This window comes from Xanthovirga aplysinae (assembly GCF_009711365.1).
Lineage (GTDB): Bacteria > Bacteroidota > Bacteroidia > Cytophagales > Cyclobacteriaceae > Xanthovirga > Xanthovirga aplysinae.
The window spans coordinates 1-209 of sequence record NZ_SMMB01000009.1 but is presented as its reverse complement, the minus strand read 5'-3'; the positions used below and the strand labels follow the sequence as shown (position 1 = coordinate 209).

At 39.2% G+C, this 209-nt stretch carries 1 protein-coding gene; it reads left to right on the top strand.

From position 1 onward, the window contains the following. Positions 1–22: 22 nt before the first annotated feature. Positions 23–209 (top strand): hypothetical protein (locus E1171_RS23990; RefSeq protein WP_222931246.1); only part of this gene is annotated, 187 nt, incomplete at its 3' end.

Below are 209 nucleotides of genomic sequence, written 5' to 3'. Positions count from 1 at the left end.
TATTCGTCATTCTAAAAAGCAAATGACAGATGGTATTAAGGGCCTGTCCTGGAACACGATAAAGAAGGCTAGATTAAAGCTAAAAGAGGTGGGATTAATTGACTTCAAAGAGGGCAATTCAGGCAAGGCTACTATTGAAAATTCAATCGTTTATCAGCTTATTGTTTCGGCCTCAAACCCAGGGTCAAATTTTGATTCATGCACAGGGT